The sequence below is a fragment of the Capnocytophaga sp. oral taxon 329 str. F0087 genome, from assembly GCF_000213295.2.
Classification (GTDB): domain Bacteria; phylum Bacteroidota; class Bacteroidia; order Flavobacteriales; family Flavobacteriaceae; genus Capnocytophaga; species Capnocytophaga leadbetteri_A.
Genome location: NZ_KN389998.1, coordinates 12,825 through 27,817, shown reverse-complemented (window position 1 = coordinate 27,817; position 14,993 = coordinate 12,825). Strand labels below are relative to the sequence as shown.

18 protein-coding genes are annotated in these 14,993 nt (G+C 39.1%); 8 read left to right on the top strand and 10 right to left on the bottom strand.

Annotated features, from left to right (window positions below):
- The first annotated feature begins 12 nt into the window (after positions 1-12).
- The 8 genes from HMPREF9074_RS05030 to HMPREF9074_RS04995 all read left to right on the top strand — a co-directional run bounded on the left by HMPREF9074_RS05030 (position 13) and on the right by HMPREF9074_RS04995 (position 7,274).
- On the top strand, positions 13-468 hold the full coding sequence (locus HMPREF9074_RS05030; RefSeq protein WP_009392438.1) for a DUF6934 family protein: 456 nt from the start codon (positions 13-15) through the stop codon (positions 466-468).
- 1 nt (position 469) lies between these two features.
- Positions 470-661, top strand: coding sequence for a hypothetical protein (locus HMPREF9074_RS05025; RefSeq protein WP_009392432.1), 192 nt, complete (start codon positions 470-472; stop codon positions 659-661).
- A 12-nt stretch (positions 662-673) separates the two neighbouring features.
- Positions 674-898, top strand: coding sequence for a DUF3820 family protein (locus tag HMPREF9074_RS05020; RefSeq protein ID WP_009392431.1), 225 nt, complete (start codon positions 674-676; stop codon positions 896-898).
- Between the two features lie 41 nt (positions 899-939).
- On the top strand, positions 940-1,467 hold the full coding sequence (locus HMPREF9074_RS05015) for a gamma carbonic anhydrase family protein (RefSeq protein ID WP_009392430.1): 528 nt from the start codon (positions 940-942) through the stop codon (positions 1,465-1,467).
- Positions 1,468-1,790: 323 nt separating this feature from the next.
- Positions 1,791-2,321, top strand: a complete 531-nt coding sequence (locus HMPREF9074_RS05010) for a hypothetical protein (RefSeq protein ID WP_009392429.1) — start codon at positions 1,791-1,793, stop codon at positions 2,319-2,321.
- Between the two features lie 651 nt (positions 2,322-2,972).
- Entirely contained in the window at positions 2,973-3,641 is a 669-nt protein-coding gene (locus tag HMPREF9074_RS05005) for a YceI family protein (RefSeq protein ID WP_034539883.1), read from the top strand.
- A 51-nt stretch (positions 3,642-3,692) separates the two neighbouring features.
- Positions 3,693-4,952: a hemolysin family protein gene (locus HMPREF9074_RS05000; protein WP_009392426.1), complete on the top strand. Its 1,260-nt coding sequence runs from the start codon at positions 3,693-3,695 to the stop codon at positions 4,950-4,952.
- A gap of 27 nt (positions 4,953-4,979) precedes the next feature.
- Positions 4,980-7,274, top strand: a complete 2,295-nt coding sequence (locus HMPREF9074_RS04995) for an inorganic phosphate transporter (protein ID WP_009392424.1) — start codon at positions 4,980-4,982, stop codon at positions 7,272-7,274.
- Between the two features lie 56 nt (positions 7,275-7,330).
- On the opposite strand, the gene HMPREF9074_RS04990 is transcribed toward HMPREF9074_RS04995, so the two are convergent.
- The 10 genes from HMPREF9074_RS04990 to HMPREF9074_RS04945 form a co-directional block, all read right to left on the bottom strand.
- Positions 7,331-7,966, bottom strand: coding sequence for a DUF417 family protein (locus tag HMPREF9074_RS04990; protein ID WP_009392421.1), 636 nt, complete (start codon positions 7,964-7,966; stop codon positions 7,331-7,333).
- Between the two features lie 82 nt (positions 7,967-8,048).
- Positions 8,049-8,876: a helix-turn-helix domain-containing protein gene (locus HMPREF9074_RS04985; protein ID WP_034539881.1), complete on the bottom strand. Its 828-nt coding sequence runs from the start codon at positions 8,874-8,876 to the stop codon at positions 8,049-8,051.
- Positions 8,877-8,890: 14 nt separating this feature from the next.
- Positions 8,891-10,081 (bottom strand): phosphoglycerate kinase, encoded by a 1,191-nt coding sequence (pgk, locus tag HMPREF9074_RS04980; protein ID WP_009392411.1) that lies wholly within the window; start codon positions 10,079-10,081, stop codon positions 8,891-8,893.
- 73 nt (positions 10,082-10,154) lie between these two features.
- Positions 10,155-10,667 (bottom strand): c-type cytochrome, encoded by a 513-nt coding sequence (locus HMPREF9074_RS04975; protein WP_009392409.1) that lies wholly within the window; start codon positions 10,665-10,667, stop codon positions 10,155-10,157.
- A 9-nt stretch (positions 10,668-10,676) separates the two neighbouring features.
- Positions 10,677-11,669: a porphobilinogen synthase gene (gene hemB / locus HMPREF9074_RS04970; protein WP_009392407.1), complete on the bottom strand. Its 993-nt coding sequence runs from the start codon at positions 11,667-11,669 to the stop codon at positions 10,677-10,679.
- Positions 11,670-11,688: 19 nt separating this feature from the next.
- A complete protein-coding gene (locus HMPREF9074_RS04965; RefSeq protein WP_009392406.1) occupies positions 11,689-12,192 on the bottom strand; it encodes a YqiA/YcfP family alpha/beta fold hydrolase in 504 nt (167 codons plus the stop codon).
- A 3-nt stretch (positions 12,193-12,195) separates the two neighbouring features.
- Positions 12,196-12,582: a septal ring lytic transglycosylase RlpA family protein gene (locus HMPREF9074_RS04960; protein WP_034539878.1), complete on the bottom strand. Its 387-nt coding sequence runs from the start codon at positions 12,580-12,582 to the stop codon at positions 12,196-12,198.
- A gap of 42 nt (positions 12,583-12,624) precedes the next feature.
- Positions 12,625-13,029: a hypothetical protein gene (locus HMPREF9074_RS04955; RefSeq protein WP_009392404.1), complete on the bottom strand. Its 405-nt coding sequence runs from the start codon at positions 13,027-13,029 to the stop codon at positions 12,625-12,627.
- 84 nt (positions 13,030-13,113) lie between these two features.
- Positions 13,114-14,523: a PorP/SprF family type IX secretion system membrane protein gene (locus tag HMPREF9074_RS04950; protein WP_009392402.1), complete on the bottom strand. Its 1,410-nt coding sequence runs from the start codon at positions 14,521-14,523 to the stop codon at positions 13,114-13,116.
- Positions 14,524-14,532: 9 nt separating this feature from the next.
- Positions 14,533-14,993: T9SS C-terminal target domain-containing protein (locus tag HMPREF9074_RS04945; protein ID WP_034539873.1), on the bottom strand; the 461-nt coding region annotated here is incomplete at its 5' end.

Genomic DNA, 14,993 nt, shown 5'->3' with positions numbered 1-14,993 from the left:
GTATAAGAACCAATGAACCTACCACAATATGATATCATTCACGATGAAACGCCTTATATTTATCAGTTCATAAGTGAAGGGAAAAAAGGAAAAATATATAAAGTAGTTATCTTTCAAGAGACAGAAACTAAAGGCTTTTTTAACTTAGGTTTTGGAGATAAAGATATTGAGACGGGAGAACTATTAGATGATACTATCGTATCTGATAATGGAGATAGTGAAAAAGTATTAGCTACGGTAGTAGCAACTGTTTATCTTTTCACAAATGAAAATCCGGATGCGTACATATATGCTGAAGGTAGTACCCCTTCAAGAAATAGGCTTTATAGAAAAGGAATCACAAGGTTTTTAAAACAAGCTTTAGAAGATTTTTATATCTACGGTTTAGTTTCAGAAGAAATAATGGAACCTTTTGACCCAAATGGTAATTATATAGGTTTTTTAGTTTATCGCAAAAAACGCCAATGATATGACAGCAGAAGAAAAAAGAGCCAAAGAAAAAGAGTATTTAGAGAAATACAACATCAGAGTAACTTATAGTGATACTCCCATTTTGGATAATACACGAGTATATTTCTCTAAAAAATTAGAACGGGCAAATAAAATATTAAAAAAAGTACACTTCCCTGAAGGATTTTTTAACGAACCTATTTGCCAATAATTTTCTAATTAAATGAACCCTGATATTCTAAAAGAAATCATTACTACCCCGATGCCTTATGGTAAATATAAGGGTGTTATGATAGCCGATTTGCCCTCTCATTATCTAGAGTGGTTTAGCACTCAAGGCTTCCCGAAAGGCAAATTGGGTATGCTTTTAGCTACTACTTTCGAGATAAAAACTAACGGACTACAAGAGATTATTGATAATCTGAAGTCGTTAGTGGTTAGTCGTTAGTCGCTAGCTGTTAGTGGTTAGATAATTCAAAATTTAAAAAAATGTTACTAAAGAAAGTAAATGGGAAGCAACCTACCTTTGGGGAAGGTTGCTTTTTTGCTGAAAACGCCACCCTCACAGGCGATGTACAGTTAGGCGACCATTGCACTGTATGGTACAACGCTGTAGTGCGTGGCGACGTTAATAGCATTCGCATAGGCAACAATACTAATATTCAGGACGGAGTCGTTATCCACGCTACCTACCAAACACACCCTACTACTATAGGTAACAATGTATCTATAGGGCATAATGCTATAGTACACGGCTGCACCATAGAAGACAATGTACTGATAGGAATGGGCAGCATAGTGATGGACGGCTGTGTGGTAGAAAGCGACAGTATTATAGCAGCGGGCGCTGTAGTGCCCCCCAACACTCATATAGAGCGAGGCAGTCTGTATGCTGGGATACCTGCCAAAAAGCTAAAAGATACGACCGAGGCGCAGAAAGCCCTCATACGCCGTACCGCCACTAACTACCCTAAATACGCTAGTTGGATAGACAAAGAAGAAAATACTAAAGACTGAAAATGAAGTAATTAGATATATTGTTTAAAATTATTCTATATATTATTTTGAATATATCAAAATAATATATATCTTTGCCCCGTATTTAAACAGAAACATTATAGCAGTGTTTTTATATTTCGTTTGCAGTTCATCGTTTGGGGGGTATTTCTTTTTTTAGTGTTTTTTATAGTTGTTACCTACTCCTTCAAATTGTGAATTAGTTAGTTTTAAATAAAAAAGTCCGGCGTGATGCTGGACTTTTTGCTATTTAGTCACCACAAATTTGCTAATTAACAAATTAGTTGTATCTTTGCCATTATTTTTTAATTTAAGAAAGAACAATGAAAAGAATTATTTTAGCAGCAGTGCTATTGTTTTTCACTGGTAAAACATTCGCACAAGACGATTTTCCTAAACACGAAGTAAATCTTAATATCTTGAATGTTATATGGTTATCTTCTGTAGAGTTAGGATACGAACACTATATCGCCTTTAACCAATCGATAGAAGGTGAGATTTTTATCAATGACCGTTTCTCTTTCTTTACTCGTAAAGAAGGGGAAAAATTTAATGCTACAAGTATCAAAGTAGGATATAACTACTACTTCGATTTAGACGGCAACTCTGGTCCGTACATTAACCCTTTTATCAAACAACGTTTTGGTCATTTCAAATACGAAGATGGCACCAAAACAAGTCTTAACAGCTTTATATTGGGTATAGGGGCTGGTTATCAGTGGAATTACAACGATACTTTTATCATCGCACCATATGCTAACATAGCACGCAACTTTGATAAAGGAGTAAATGACGATGGCAAATTCTGGGCTATCGAACCTAACTTAGGTATCAAAATAGGCTATAAGTTTTAATAATCTTTTTTCTAATAATCATACAGGCAGTGAAGCTTTCGGCTCGCTGCCTGTTTTATTTTAGCGTGTATAAGAGGTGTTAGCTATACAATCAGCTGTATATCTACTATACAAATAGAACGGATTAAGCATAAAAATTTGAGATAAAAGAATTTTTATTTTATACTGATAATGAGTCTTTTACAAATATTTATATAAAAGATTACGAGTTTGGCACGCTATTTTCTATATAGATAGCGTAACTGGCAGACGGGATGTTAGTTGGGTTACAGTAGTGCATTTTAAATATAATAAATGATAAACTAATATTGAAAAACTGAATTAAACAAAATTACTGAAATTGCTATAAGAAACATTGTTAGATAAAAATTAAATTACATTCATTAAAACATTTATTTTTGGAAAATACTTAAACAAATCCTATCATCATTATATTCATTTTATTAAAACAAAGTATTGAAAAAAATTAAATTACTAAAAATCATTTATTAGAACTAAAGTATTAATTTTGGAGTTAGTAGTAGTATTTATATGCATTGTGAAAAAAGGCTCTCCTTAACAAAGGAGGGTCTTTTTTTATTAATTGCTAATTGTCAATTAATAATTATTTTGTACCTTTGCCGCATAATAAACTTAATAATATTTTCATTTATGAAAAAAATCGTACTTAGTATGGCTATGATAGCAAGTATCGCTTTGGTAGGCTGTGAGAATACTAACTCTCAGCAAGGAGCTGATACCGCTTCGGCCACTACTGAACAAGCTGTAGTAGAAACTCCTGAAGCTCAAGTTGCTTATGCTTATACAGTAGACCCTACCTCGGTAGTAGAATGGGTAGGCTCTAAGCCAGCAGGTAAACATCACGGTACTGTGAATGTAACTTCTGGTGGTGTAAACGTTGAAAACGGCGCTATCACTAAAGCTGAATTTGTACTTGATATGGGTACTATCACCGTACTTGACCTGAAAGCTGGCGATGGCAAAGAAGCTCTTGAAGCGCACCTAAAAGGCACTGACCCTGAGAAAGTAGACCACTTTTTCAACATAAAAGAGTATCCTACCGCTTCTTTTGTCTTCAAAAGTTTTGACGGCAAAAACCTTACAGGCGACCTTACTATCAAAGGTAAAACTAAAGAGATTTCTTTCCCTGCCACTGTAGCTGTTAGCGATAACGCAGTGGAAATTAGCTCTGAGCCTTTTAAAATTAACCGTGTAGATTTCGGAGTAAACTACGGTTCTAAATCGGTTTTTGATGACCTTAAAGATAAGTTTATCAATGACGATATAGAGTTAGTAGTAAAAGCTAAAGCTACTAAATAATGCAAACCTATAAAAGGCAATGGTAGCTACTGCTGCCTTTTATTTAAATATATGATTGAACCAATATCCATAGTTATAATACTGACTACCCTTGTGCTGTCGGCTTTTTTTTCAGGGTTTGAGATTGCGTACGTATCTTCTAACAAAGTGCACATCGAAATCCTAAAGAAGCAAGAGGGGCTGATAGCGAATATACTTACGCGACTGACTTATCGCCCATCTAAACTGCTGGCTACTATGCTTGTAGGCAATAATGTAGCCTTAGTAGTATATGGTTTTGAAATGGGTAAGGTGATGACGCTACTTCTTCCTCCTTTTTTTCAGAATGTACTGTGGCATACCATTATTTCTACTCTGATTATCCTTATCACGGCAGAGTTTATGCCTAAAGTTTTCTTTCAAATCTACGCTAACCAATTGCTAAAACTTTTTGCGATACCTGCTTACTTTTTTTATCTCCTCTTTTATCCTTTTTCGAGTTTTATTATATGGATTTCAGACTTCGTACTGCGGGTGTTTTTTAAAACCAAAGGCGATTATGTGCCGCTTTCATTTACCAAAGTAGAGTTAGTAGATTACATCTCAGAGCAAATGGGTAATGCCCCCAAAAAAGAAGAGGTTGATGCTGAAGTACAGATGTTTCAGAATGCGCTGGAGTTTTCTGGAGTAAAAGCACGCGAGATTATGATACCGCGCACGGAGATAGTAGCGGTAGACCTAAATGAAACTATTGAGAACCTAATAGCTACTTTTGTTTCATCTGGATTCTCTAAAATATTGATTTACAATGAGAATATAGACGATATAGTAGGATATGTGCATTCTTTTGATATGTTTAAAAAACCTAAAACTATCAAAGAAGTGCTTATACCTGTAGTAACGATTCCGGAGACGATACAGATAAATGAAGTCCTCAACCTGCTAATGCGCAAGCGCAAGAGTATGGCGGTGGTATTGGACGAGTATGGTGGTACTTCAGGCATCGTTACCTTAGAAGATATAGTTGAAGAGCTATTTGGCGAAATAGAAGACGAACACGACAAAGATAAATTTATAGAAGAAAAAATATCAGATGATGAATACCTATTTTCAGCGCGATTAGAGGTAGATTACATCAACGAAACTTATCACTTGAACTTGCCTGAGAGCGAAGAGTACGAAACGCTATCAGGACTTATTGTTTTGCATACTGAAGAGATACCTACACAAGGAGAAACGATAAGTCTGCCGCCTTTTGTGTTTTTGATAGAGGCTTGTTCGCAAACCAGAATAGAAACAGTAAGAATATTCATCAAGGAGAATGATGAATAAATGAAATAGCTAAATTAAACATTTTATATGGAACAAGTATATATTTTTATGCTTTTTGTCTTTGCAGTACTTGCTATCATCGATTTGACGGTAGGGGTAAGCAATGACGCAGGAAATTTCTTAAACTCGGCTGTGGGTTCGAAAGTAGCAACCCTACGCACTATTATGATAGTAGCTAGTGTAGGGGTAGCCATAGGGGCTATTTTCTCGAGTGGAATGATGGAAATTGCTCGGAAAGGGATATTCAACCCCTCTCAATTCTACTTTGATGAGGTAATGGTTATCTTTATGTCGGTCATTTTGGCTGATATACTGCTGCTTGACCTTTTCAATACCATTGGGCTGCCCACTTCTACCACTGTTTCTATCGTATTTGAGCTTTTAGGAGCGGCTATGTGCGTGGCTTTTATCAAAACCCTACAGGCAGATCAGCCTTTAAGCGATATTTATAACTATATCAATACTACTGAAGCAAGAAAAATCATTTTAGGTATCTTCGTTTCGGTAGCGATTGCCTTTGTGGTGGGGGCTATCGTGCAGTATTTTGCACGTTTGGTATTTTCGTTCCGCTATGAGAAAAGTATCAAATATATAGGAGGCGTATTCGGAGGTTTTTCGCTTACTGCCCTTTCTTATTTTATTATTTTCAAAGGACTTAAAGACGTTACTTTTATCCCTAAAACAGCCATAGAGTGGATGAATGACAATATAGGAATGCTGCTAATAGGTTGCTTAGTATTCTATAGCATACTCTCGCACATTCTTATACGTATGGGCGTAAATATATTTAGAATTATCATCCTCAGCGGTACGTTTGCCCTTTCGATGGCATTTGCAGGCAACGACTTGGTGAACTTTATAGGGGTGCCTGTCGCCGCTTATCAGTCGTATGATATATGGCACAATAGCGGGGTAGCCCATAATGCTTTGGAGATGACAGCATTAGGCAGCGGACAGATGAGTACCCCCACAGCTATTTTGCTTTTAACAGGCTCTATAATGATTCTGACGCTTTGGTTCTCAAAGAAAGCCCACCACGTAATACAAACAGGGGTAAATCTCTCACGTCAGAGCGAAGGAGCTGAGCAGTTTTCGGCTAACTTTTTATCTCGTTTTCTGGTGCGCATCACAGTAGGAACTGCTAACTTTATAGAGTTTATAACCCCTAAGAGCATAAGCCGAAAGATAGATAAGCGTTTTGAAAAGCCTGCCCCTAATCCCAATATAAAAGAAGAAGACCTACCAGCATTCGACTTGGTAAGGGCTGCGATTAACTTGGTGGTATCGAGTAGCTTAATAGCGATTGGTACTTCGCTAAAGCAACCTCTTTCTACTACCTACGTTACCTTTATGGTGGCGATGGGGTCTTCATTAGCCGATAGAGCTTGGGGTCGCGATAGTGCCGTATATAGGGTTGCTGGGGTACTAAACGTAGTAGGCGGCTGGTTTTTAACAGCTATAGTGGCTTGCATAGGAGCCTTTATCGTAGCAGGTATATTGTACTACGGCAGCGTTATAGGACTTATTGTGATGATTTTTGTAGTAGGCTTCTTGTTGATACGCAACGCAATAGCCTACCGAAACAAACAGCGTGCCCAGTCGCAAGGACGACACTTCCACCGCGCTGACTTAGCTACCATAGGCGGCGTTATTAAAGAAAGTTCTACTTATGTTTCAGACACTATTTCCCGCATAGACCAACTATATAGTAAAGTGGTGAAAAATCTTAGCACACAAGACCTTAGCAAGCTAACAAAGAACAAGAAGAACGCTAAGAAATTAGAGAAAGAGTTAGATGAGATGAAAGGGAATGTATACTACTTTATCAAGTCCCTGACAGAAAGTTCAGTAGCTTCGAGCAAATTTTACATTCTTATCTTAGATTACTTGCAAGATATGGCACAATGTATGACGGCTATCACACTAAATAGTTATGAACACGTTAACAACAATCATAAGAATCTGAAGTTTAATCAGCTCCGCGACCTGAAGAGTATATCAGACAAGATGGAAGAGGTATTTAAGGCAGAGGCTGAAATATTTAAAGGGGAAGACTATTCTAAGTTGCACACTATCTTAGCCGATTGTCGTAATCTGAAAGATGAGGTGTCTAAAATGGTGCAAAAGCAGATAGACCGTATTCGCACTACTGAAACAAGCCAGAAAACTACTAAGCTTTACTTCAGTATCTTATTAGAGACCAATGCGCTTATCAGAGCAAATAATAACCTAATGATGCAGTTTGACGAGTACCAAAAACAGCAAGCACGCAAGAAGCGACCTCTGAACCTCAAAGAAGTACAATCAAACTACAATAAATAATATAAAAAAATAGGCTACCTTTATAGGCAGCCTATTTTTTTATGGCGTTATAAATCTTATTTTTCTTGTTTTTTAAGCAAGCGACGAGCTGCTTCAGAAGCTGCTATAAGTCCTCCTGCCGACATAATAACGTCTTTTAATACCAAACGCCCAGCCCCTGATAAGTAAGGGAAACCATAAGCTGGTGTAGGCATATCTCCACCTAAATTAGGTACGTACACTTCAGGTGTAGTGATAAGGAATGAAAGAGTAACAATGCTCATACCAAAGGTAAGCAAACCTCCTATCACACCAATCTTAGGTGACCAGATACCTAATAGAGTAAGTAACCCAATAAGGCAGATAAAAGTTCCTAAACCGTAAGAAAAAACATAAGTACCGTTTTCTTTGTGCCACTCTATATTGGCTTTCACCATCTTACCTTCAGGGTTTTTGTGCAGCTTGTATTGAGCTACTTCTTTACCTTTGTTAGCTTCGCCTGTTACGCCGTTTTCGTCTATGGCAGTTTTGCCAGAGTTAGCATAGAAAAAGCTCATAAAAGGGCTATTAGTTACAAATGGTACGATACCATCAGCTTCGTATTGGCATACTTTCAATCCGCCAATCCACGCCATTACAATAAAGATAGCGACTCTAATATAGTTTACAAAACAACGTTCGCTACCTGCTAAAAATGATAATAACTTTTGCATAATAATTACTGTTTTTTAAATTACTTATTTCGGGGGCAAAGGTACAACAATTTAAGTAGATAAGAATGGATAAAAAAGTCCATTACATAGACTTTTCTGCCACGATTGAAATTCCTACGTGTTCGCGGAAGCTTTTAGGCGATACTCCTACGTGTTTTTTGAAGAATCTGCTGAAGTAGAAAGGATCGTCAAAATTAAGGTAGAAAGCTACCTCTTTAATAGATTTATAGGTGAGGTGCAACTGTTTTTTGGCTTCAAGCACCAAACGTTCTTGTAGCAACTGAGTAGGCGTCTTACCAAGTTGCTTTTTTATTTTCTTGCTGAAACTATCTGGAGTGAGGTGCAGTGCTTCTGCATAAAAAGGTAGTTCGCGCTGGTCTATAAAATGCGTTTCTAGCAATTGTTGAAAGTCTGTTGCTAAACGGTGGTCTGCCTCAGTAGGAACATCTTCTATCTGTTCGCCTTTGGCTTTGCTCGAGAGCGCTAAGATAAGCTGTAGATAAGAGCGCAATACGGCTTCAGAATAAGGAGAGAGACTAGCCACTTCAGCCTCTATACGCGCAAAAAGCGTCTGTATTTCAGCATAAACACCCTCACTAACAGTTATATGGGGCTGCAAGAATAGCGCATTGAAGAGCAACCCATTGCAGGCTACTTCTTTTTTGTGGTATTCTATACAGTAAAAATCGCCGTGAAACTGCAATAGCACTGCCTCTCTATTGCTAGCGGCTACCCACTGAAAATACTGAAAAGGCGTAAGAAAAAGCAGCGTATTACCTTTGTAAGAATAAGGAGTGCCATCTACCACAAAATCGCCTTCCCCTTGCAACATATAAATACAATAATTCTCCACTCGCACTGGTGCGGTGGAGAATTGTTGTTCTGTTATATGTTTGATAGCTACTTTCAAAAGTAGTATCGTTTTTATTCGTTAATAGCTTGAATACCTGGTAATACTAAACCTTCAAGGCTTTCGAGCATTGCACCACCACCGGTAGATACATAGCTTACCTTATTTTCAAAGCCAAATTGTTTCACTGCTGCTACTGAATCACCTCCTCCTACAAGCGAGAAAGCTCCGTTTTTAGTAGCTTCAGCTACAAAATTACCTACTTCTATAGTTCCTTTAGCAAAAGTAGGCAACTCAAATACTCCTACAGGCCCATTCCAAAGAATAGTTTTAGATTTTAGAAGTACTTGTTTGATATTTTCAAGGGTTTTAGGCCCTGCATCAAGACCTTCCCATCCATCAGGTACAGCATTTACTGGTACTACTTGGGTTTTAGCATTGTTGTCGAAAGCATCAGCTGCTACCACATCTATAGGTAGGTGTACTTCTACCCCTTTAGCTTTTGCTTTAGCCAAAATATCAAGAGCGAGTTCTTGTTTATCGTCTTCGCAGATAGAATTACCTATCTTACCGCCTTGTGCTTTAATGAAAGTATAAGCCATACCTCCACCGATGATAAGGTGGTTCACTTTATCTAAAATATTTTCAATAATAGTGATTTTAGATGATACTTTAGAGCCTCCTAAGATAGCAGTTACAGGTTTTTCACCTGATTTCATCACTTTGTCGATACTTTCAATCTCTTTAGCGAGAAGATAACCAAAGCATTTGCGTTCTGGGAAGAATTTTGCTACAATAGTTGTAGAAGCGTGAGCGCGGTGAGCCGTACCAAAAGCATCGTTCACATAAATATCGCCAAGCTTAGCCAACTCTTTAGAGAAACCTTCATCACCTTTTTCTTCTTCTTTGTGATAACGTAGGTTTTCTAATAATATTACGCTACCTGCAGGAGCTGCGGCTACGGCTTTCTCAGCTACTTCGCCTACGCAATCTTCTACGAAAATCACTTTCTTGCCCAATACTTTCTCTACTTCACCTACGATGTGACGCAAAGAATACTTATCGTTGCGCTCTCCTTTAGGACGACCTAAGTGGCTCATTAGCACTACAGTACCGCCATCATTCAAGATTTTGCTGATAGTAGGTTTAGCAGCCTCAATACGGGTATTGTCGGTTACTTTGAAGTTTTCATCTAAAGGCACGTTGAAGTCCACACGAATAAGGGCTTTTTTGCCTGCGAAATTAAAATTGTCTATGGTTCTCATATATCTTATATATTTAAAATATTATTATATTTTTCAAGCTACAAAGGTACAAAAAATAATCTTAATAAGCAAATTACTTTATGGTTCGCAAATATTCCAACACTTCTCTGGCTTGTTGCTCAGTTAAATGCTGGTTTAGCATTATGCTGCCGTACTCTTCTAACTGCGCTTTGGCGATAGGGTCTTCTTTTATCATCTGCTCCGGATTCAGTATCATATTCATCAACCATTCAGGAGTGCGATAATCGGTTAGCCCTGCCATTGCTGGCCCTATAAGTCGTTTAGTAGGACGGTGACAAGCCATACAATATTGGTTAAACGTAGCCTCTCCTTTGGCTGCCATAGCGGCATCAGGAGTGTCGGCTAAAGGGGGAGTGATAGTCTTCACTTTCCCTATTCCTTTGTTTGTCTGCCAGTTAGGATATTCAGTAGGTTTTGCTGAAGCCTCTTTAGGTACTTCTGTAGTATTGGCTGTATTTACAGTTTCATTCGCATTATCATTAGCAGAGTTATTATTGTTAGTGCCTCCGCCACAGCCTACTGCCAAAAAAGCTATAGCTGAGAGTGTGTATAGTGTTTTTTTCATAGTATAGTGTTATCTGTTAATAATTTTAGCTACTTCTTTAGCAAAATAGCTCGCAATAATGTCTGCACCAGCGCGTTTTATGCTCACTACCTGCTCTAACATTACCGCATCGTGGTCAAGCCAACCATTAGCTGCAGCTGCTTTCAGCATAGCATACTCGCCTGATACTTGGTAAACTGCTACCGGCACCTCGCTCATATTCTTCACTTCGCGCACGATGTCTAAATAGCAAAGCCCTGGTTTCACCATCACAATGTCAGCCCCTTCTTCTATGTCCATACGGGTTTCGCGTAGGGCTTCCAAACGGTTGTGATAATCCATTTGATAGGTTTTCTTATCCTTAGGAATATCGTTTTGGTCTACAGGAGCACTATCGAGTGCATCGCGGAAAGGACCATAAAAAGCCGAAGCGTACTTAGCGCTGTACGACATTATCCCTACATTCTGAAAGTTATTGTCTTCTAAGGTCTCGCGTATCGCCTCTATGCGTCCGTCCATCATATCGCTGGGGGCTACAAAGTCAGCACCTGCTTCAGCGTGCGAAAGTGCCATACCACAGAGGGCTTCTACCGTAGGGTCATTTATTATCTGTCCTTTTTCTACGATACCATCGTGACCATAAACAGAATAAGGGTCAAGAGCCACGTCAGTCATCACCAACATTTCAGGCACAGCGTTCTTAACGGCTTGTATAGCGCGCTGCATCAGTCCTTTAGGGTTAGAGGCTTCTGTTCCTCTATTGTCTTTTAAGTCATCAGGTACTTTTACAAATAGAAGTACTGCTTTCAACCCTAAGTTCCAAAGTTCTTTCACTTCCACTGCCAATAGGTCAAGGCTATAGCGGTAATAACCTGGCATCGAAGCTATTTCTTCTTTTACTCCTTTACCTTCTACTACAAATAGGGGCACCATAAAATCATCTGGAGTAATTATAGTTTCTCTTACAAGACTGCGCACAGCTTCATTCTGGCGCAAACGGCGGTTTCTTCTTAATGGATACATCTTTATTAATTATAAATTATTAATCATCAATCTTTTGCATAAAATAAGCTACTTCTTTTTCAAAAATCCCTATCGGATAGCTATGCGCCATAGTGTTGATAAGGTGTATTTCGGCTGGCTGACGGGTTTTAAGCTGTCCTTTTAGTTCTGCTAACGACTGCCAAGGGTCTATCACAGTGTCTTGCAATCCTATAACTATCTGAGTATAAGCAGCGTAATAAGGATTGGACTGCACCGTAGCCGGCAGTTCGTTTTTATAGGTGAAAGCTGGATTGAAGAGCAAACACGGTTTTAGCAACGCCTGTGCCAGATAGTAAGCCACTAATCCACCAGCACTCGACCCTATAATAGCCGTTACATCGGCATAATCCCTAACCAATGTTGAAAAAAGGTCGGGAGTATTGCGATAATCGAGCACAGGGGCAACAATCTCTCCATAGGGAGCCAGCACCGCTCGGCGGTCGTCTTGCAGGGTACTATCAAGCCCGTGTAGGTAAAGAATCTTGGTTGTTGAAGTTATCATTTGTTATTGTTTTACAATTTCTATATCTACTTGCAATACGCCTTTGTTCTTATTATCGGTGATACCCATAAAGGCGCGTTTGGTAAGGTCGAGCTCACGCCCTTTAGTAAAAGGGCCTCTATCAGTTACGGTTACTATTACCGATTTGCCGTTAGCCCTATTCGTCACTTTTAGCTGAGTGCCAAAGGGCAAAGAGGGGTGAGCTGTAGTGAGTTTATTATTGCTAAATATCGCTCCGCTGGCAGTCTTTCGCCCGTTGAACTTATCGTGGTAATAACTCGCACTCACATCAGTTTTATACACTCCCGTTGGCTTTTTTGCTGTTCCGCAAGCACTCATCATCAAAGCACAACACAAGCATAATATTATCCTTACAAGCTTTATTTTCATTTTTCTTAATTCTCTTTTATTATTAATTCATCTGTCCTTCTGCTACTTAGCTAATTTACTGCCTACTTTCAGCACCCATAGCTTTGCTTCTGAAAACTCTGGTAGCCTAAGCAATTTTAGTAGCATCTCTCCTGCCCTACCGCGTGTATCAAATGCCTTTTCTATGTAGGTATAACTCATCTGGTTTTCAGGGTGTGTAAAAACGGCTGCCTTAATCCCCAACTGCTGAATACGCTTCATCTTGGTGCAAGCCCCTTTATAGTGGCTGTACACGCCTACAATTATGTAATAGCCCTCAGCTATCTGCTCGCTCGAAATCTTGTCTTCTATCAGGCGCATTCGTTGGTCTAAAGCACTTTGCACTTCTGCACTTTTCTGTGCTTGGGCAATGCCATACACTAGCCCCATAACAAGGCATAAGATAGTTTTCGCAATCATCCTCTTCATATCCTTCTTTTATTTAGTGGTTAATTATTTAATATAGCGCAAAAACGATGCCTTAGTACACTAAAGCATCGTTTTTATATATGGTTATCGTCCTACTTTTAGCACCCATACCCTAGAGTTTTTAAACTCAGGTCGGCGCAGTAGGTTTATCATCGCCTCTCCGGCTTCACCTCTCGATGCAAATGGTTTTTCTACATATAGATAAGTCATCTGGTTTTCAGGGTGTTTAAATGAGAATACACTTAAGCCTAATTGGCGTACTTTCTTCAGCATATCATAAGCTCCTCCTGCATTCCGATATACCCCTATCACTACATAGTGTCCTTCTGGGATACCTGCTCCTGCAATCTTATCTTCTACCAAAGTCATACGGTCTTTTAGTTGATCTGAAATTGACTTAGGTTTCTTTGGTGCTGGTGGTGGCGTAGTAGGCGTTTTAGTTTCGCTTACTGTCGGAGTGGCAACAGCTGGTTTAGGTTTTTCTACCACTGGTGCTGGCGGTGTAGGTGGTGTAGGCGTTACCTTCGGCGGTTTGATGTGATGTTTACCACCAAACTGATACGAAAGTACTATATCATAACTACCTCCCAATTCCGATACATAAGCCGCTATGCTCTGTTCATAGCCAAACCCTATACTCACGTGGTTGGCTATATTAAAGCCCAGCCCTCCAAAAGCGCCATACTTTTGGTCATAGCCGGCATAAGCCCAACCCATTTTAGCATCAAGCATCACGTGACCGCCTAACTGAAAGTTATCACTGCTCTTCTTCCCCTTAGCTAATACGGTCAAAACAGCATCTTCTAAAAAATCGCTATTGCTATCTAATGCGTGACGATACATCGCGTGGGCAGTAAGCGATTTTTCGTTGAAAGGCACTGCCATTTCTCCAGCCGAAAAAGCGTAGTCTAATAGGTTTTCGGCAGTAATACCAAAGTGCATTTCGTTGAAATTAATATCAAAACCTGGTTGTATATTGATAATATTTACCGCCTTAGCATTCTCTATAAGAGGGTCATTCACATTCGCACGCACTTTGCTTTTATCTATGCTACTGCGGGCAAACACCGCATTAATACCCAATCTCAAAAAGTTATCATCTGATATTTCCACTTGGTGCACATAGTTACCTAATACACCTGTGTTGGCAAAGATAGAAGCGGTACGCTGAAAGATAAGTCCGTGCGCCATATTATTCCCGTCATCTACCACAGTTTTCTTGCCGGCATCACCCCCCCATTTCTTTCCGTACGATAGCCCAAAAGTATTAAATTTATCCTCTTTAAAGCCCATCCATTGGTTTCGGTGGAAGAAGGTAATCTGCGATTCATTCTTGCCAAAAATCGGGAAAGCAGGGTTCATCAGATAGGTGTTATACTTTACGGCTGTATGTCCTGGCAATTCGTATGGCAAGTAATTACCGTCACTTTGCCCCAAAAGGTATTGGGTACAAAGCACAAACACAAGAACTGTTATTTTAGATATAATCTTCATCTGTTTCTTTTACTTTAATAAGGTAATCACTCCTTTCTGTTTTTCCACATTGCCTCCTTCTATCACATAGATAAACACTAATGAGCGTTTGCCTAATTCTTTATAAGTAGTGCTATCTGGCCAATTGTTCTGATAATTAGTAGTCGAAAGCACCTCTTTCCCTTCCTGACTATAGATGGTCACGCGCACATTAGGTTGGCAATACGTATCAGGTATTACCCAATAGTCGTTTACGCCATCAGCATTAGGCGTTACTATATTCGGAATTACTTTTACTTCAAAAATATTCAGCTCAAAATCAAGGGTGTTAGCCCCCACAGCTGTACACGATTCTTCTTTTAGTGTATAGGTGCCTGCCATATCTTTTGAAGTGATTCTTAGGGTACTGCCATAGGTCACTGTGCCGTCTGATTTCGCCCAAACAAAGTTATTACCTCCGTCAGCTACCAATTGCTGTCCTACATTCACAT

What these genes read in the sequence shown, in the direction of transcription:
- HMPREF9074_RS04965 (WP_009392406.1), bottom strand. Translation starts at nt 12,192, where the DNA reads ATGATAACTTCAACAACCAAGATTCTTTACCTACACGGGCTTGATAGT.
- HMPREF9074_RS05020 (WP_009392431.1), top strand. Translation starts at nt 674, where the DNA reads ATGAACCCTGATATTCTAAAAGAAATCATTACTACCCCGATGCCTTAT.
- HMPREF9074_RS04955 (WP_009392404.1), bottom strand. Translation starts at nt 13,029, where the DNA reads ATGAAGAGGATGATTGCGAAAACTATCTTATGCCTTGTTATGGGGCTA.
- HMPREF9074_RS05025 (WP_009392432.1), top strand. Translation starts at nt 470, where the DNA reads ATGACAGCAGAAGAAAAAAGAGCCAAAGAAAAAGAGTATTTAGAGAAA.
- HMPREF9074_RS04950 (WP_009392402.1), bottom strand. Translation starts at nt 14,523, where the DNA reads ATGAAGATTATATCTAAAATAACAGTTCTTGTGTTTGTGCTTTGTACC.
- HMPREF9074_RS04960 (WP_034539878.1), bottom strand. Translation starts at nt 12,582, where the DNA reads ATGAAAATAAAGCTTGTAAGGATAATATTATGCTTGTGTTGTGCTTTG.
- HMPREF9074_RS05000 (WP_009392426.1), top strand. Translation starts at nt 3,693, where the DNA reads ATGATTGAACCAATATCCATAGTTATAATACTGACTACCCTTGTGCTG.
- HMPREF9074_RS04975 (WP_009392409.1), bottom strand. Translation starts at nt 10,667, where the DNA reads ATGAAAAAAACACTATACACACTCTCAGCTATAGCTTTTTTGGCAGTA.
- hemB (WP_009392407.1), bottom strand. Translation starts at nt 11,669, where the DNA reads ATGTATCCATTAAGAAGAAACCGCCGTTTGCGCCAGAATGAAGCTGTG.
- HMPREF9074_RS05015 (WP_009392430.1), top strand. Translation starts at nt 940, where the DNA reads ATGTTACTAAAGAAAGTAAATGGGAAGCAACCTACCTTTGGGGAAGGT.
- HMPREF9074_RS05030 (WP_009392438.1), top strand. Translation starts at nt 13, where the DNA reads ATGAACCTACCACAATATGATATCATTCACGATGAAACGCCTTATATT.
- pgk (WP_009392411.1), bottom strand. Translation starts at nt 10,081, where the DNA reads ATGAGAACCATAGACAATTTTAATTTCGCAGGCAAAAAAGCCCTTATT.
- HMPREF9074_RS05010 (WP_009392429.1), top strand. Translation starts at nt 1,791, where the DNA reads ATGAAAAGAATTATTTTAGCAGCAGTGCTATTGTTTTTCACTGGTAAA.
- HMPREF9074_RS04995 (WP_009392424.1), top strand. Translation starts at nt 4,980, where the DNA reads ATGGAACAAGTATATATTTTTATGCTTTTTGTCTTTGCAGTACTTGCT.
- HMPREF9074_RS05005 (WP_034539883.1), top strand. Translation starts at nt 2,973, where the DNA reads ATGAAAAAAATCGTACTTAGTATGGCTATGATAGCAAGTATCGCTTTG.
- HMPREF9074_RS04990 (WP_009392421.1), bottom strand. Translation starts at nt 7,966, where the DNA reads ATGCAAAAGTTATTATCATTTTTAGCAGGTAGCGAACGTTGTTTTGTA.